Source organism: Devosia sp., from assembly GCF_028290625.1.
Lineage (GTDB): Bacteria > Pseudomonadota > Alphaproteobacteria > Rhizobiales > Devosiaceae > Devosia.
Window position 1 is genome coordinate 1 of sequence record NZ_JAQGJM010000053.1, and the last position, 2656, is coordinate 2656.

At 61.1% G+C, this 2656-nt stretch carries 1 protein-coding gene and 1 pseudogene; both read right to left on the minus strand.

Going from position 1 to position 2656, the window contains the following annotated elements:
• Window positions 1-205 (minus strand): annotated as a pseudogene (locus tag JWR51_RS23830) (hypothetical protein); the annotation flags it as partial.
• A gap of 164 nt (window positions 206-369) precedes the next feature.
• Window positions 370-2656 (minus strand): efflux RND transporter permease subunit (locus JWR51_RS23835; RefSeq protein WP_299753620.1); only part of this gene is annotated, 2287 nt, incomplete at its 5' end.

The window sequence follows — 2656 nt, forward strand, 5'->3', positions numbered from 1 at the left end:
TCATGTGGCGGCGGCTCTCGATCTCCGCCACCACCTCGTCACCCCGGAGCTCATAGCTGCCGATATGGGCAAAAGCGGAATTGCCCCCAAGCATGCTGCCATGCTCGACAAACATCACGCTGCGGCCGACCGCCTCATCAACCCGGTATTCGCATTTGTAGAAACCCGTCCGCAACCCACCATTCCCCTGCAGCGCCTTTCGCATTGTAGCGGAAGATGTGCAGTGGAGGAAAGCGCACCCGGCCAATTGGGGGCGATTCCAACAGTCTTGGACGCAGGCTACGCAATTCCTCGCCTTAGAATGGGTCGAAACGGCGCATTCGTGGACCAGCAGCCCTCATCAGGCGTCTCCTTCCCCGGTCCCGGGCGTTACAAATGCGACGTGGCGTGCGGGCGCGATTCTGCTTCGTGCGATCCCGGTGCCAGCGGCGCCGCCTGATCGACCGTCGCTTCGCCATGCTGGGTCAGCGGACGGTTGCCTGCCATGGCGCGCAGCAGCACATAGAACATCGGCGTGAAGAAGATGCCGAAGGCCGTGACGCCAATCATGCCGGCGAACACCGCAACACCCATGGCATGACGCATCTCCGAGCCTGCGCCAGTGGACGTCACCAGCGGCACGACGCCCATGATGAAGGCCAGCGACGTCATCAGGATCGGCCGCAACCGCAGACGGCTGGCCTCGATCGCGGCCTGGATCGGTGTCCGCCCGGCAAATTCCAGCTCGCGGGCAAACTCCACGATCAGGATGGCGTTCTTCGCCGACAGACCCACCAACACGATCAAACCAATCTGGGTGAAGACGTTGTTGTCGCCCTTGGTCAACCAAACGCCGAACATCGCCGCCAGCAAGCCCATCGGCACAATCATGATGATCGACAATGGCAGTGTCAGGCTTTCGTATTGCGCGGCGAGCACCAGGAACACCAGCAGCATCGCCACCGGGAACACGATCAGCGACGAATTGCCGGCGATGATTTCCTGATAGGTCAGTTCAGTCCATTCGAAGTCGATGCCCTTGGGCAACGTCTCCTTGGCGACACGCGCCACGGCGTCCTGCGCCTGGCCGGTGGAATAGCCGGGCGCCGCGCCGCCATTGATGTCGGCCGACAGGAAACCGTTGTAGCGCATGGCGCGCTCCGGCCCTGCACTTTCCTTAACGCGCAGCAGCGTCGAGAGCGGGATCATCTCGTTGCTGTCGGAGCGAACTTTCAACTGGCCAATATCGTCGGCCCGCGCCCGGAATTTGGCGTCAGCCTGGACGCGCACCGAATAGGTGCGACCGAATTTGTTGAAGTCGTTCACATAGAGCGAGCCGAGATAGATCTGCATCGTGTCGAACACCGAGGTAACCGGCACGTTGAGCTGCCGCGCTTTGGTGCGATCGACATCCGCATAGAGCTGCGGCACATTGATCTGATAGCTTGAGAACAGACCGGCCAGCTCCTTCTGCTGCATTGCCTTGCCGATAAAAGCCTTGGTGGCGTCGTTCAGCGCCTCATAGCCGAGACCGGCGCGATCCTCGATCTGCAGCTTGAAGCCACCGATCGTGCCAAGACCCGACACAGGCGGCGGCGGGAACATGGCAATAAAGGCGTCCTGAATGCCGGCAAACTTCTTGTTCAGCGACAACGCAATGGCATTTCCGCTCAGGCTCGGATCCTTGCGTTTGTCAAACGCATCCAGACCGATGAAGACGATGCCGGAGTTGGACGAGTTGGTGAAGCCGTTGATCGACAGGCCCGGAAACTGGATCGAATTCTCGACGCCGGGCTCCTTCTGCGCAATCTCGCCCATGCGACGGATCACCTCTTCGGTACGATCCAGCGTAGCGCCGTCGGGGAGCTGCGCAAACCCGACCAGATACTGCTTGTCCTGACCGGGCACGAAACCGCCCGGGACTGCGTGGAACAGATACCCGGTAACACCAATCAGCAGAACGTAGATTCCCATCACCGCCGCGCGGCGCGAGACGACGCGCTTCACGCCGCCGCTATAAGCGTCGGAGCTTCTGGCAAAGAAGCGGTTGAAGCGGACGAAAAACCAGCCGAGCGTCTTGTCCATGAAGCGCGTCAACGCATCCTTCGGCGCGTCATGGCCCTTCAGAAGCAGCGCGGCGAGTGCTGGCGACAGTGTCAGCGAATTGAAGGCGGAGATCACAGTCGAGATCGCCACCGTCAGCGCGAACTGCTTGTAGAACTGCCCGGTCAGGCCGGTGATGAAGGCCAGCGGCACGAACACCGCCACCAGCACCAGAGCGATGGCGATGATCGGACCGGTCACCTCGCGCATCGCCTGATAGGCGGCGTCCTTCGGCGACAGGCCCTTCTCGATGTTGCGCTCGACGTTTTCAACCACGACGATCGCGTCATCGACCACGATGCCGATGGCCAGCACCAGCCCGAATAGGGTCAGCGCGTTGATGGAGAAGCCGAAGATGTGCATCACGGCAAAAGTGCCGATGATGGACACCGGCACCGCGATCAGCGGGATGATCGAGGCCCGCCACGTCTGCAGGAACAGGATGACCACCAGCACGACGAGCGCTACTGCTTCCAGCAGCGTGTGGATCACCGCCTCGATGGAAGCGCGGACGAATTGGGTGGGGTCATAAACGATGCTGTAGTCCATGCCGTCCGGCATGTTTTGCTTCAGC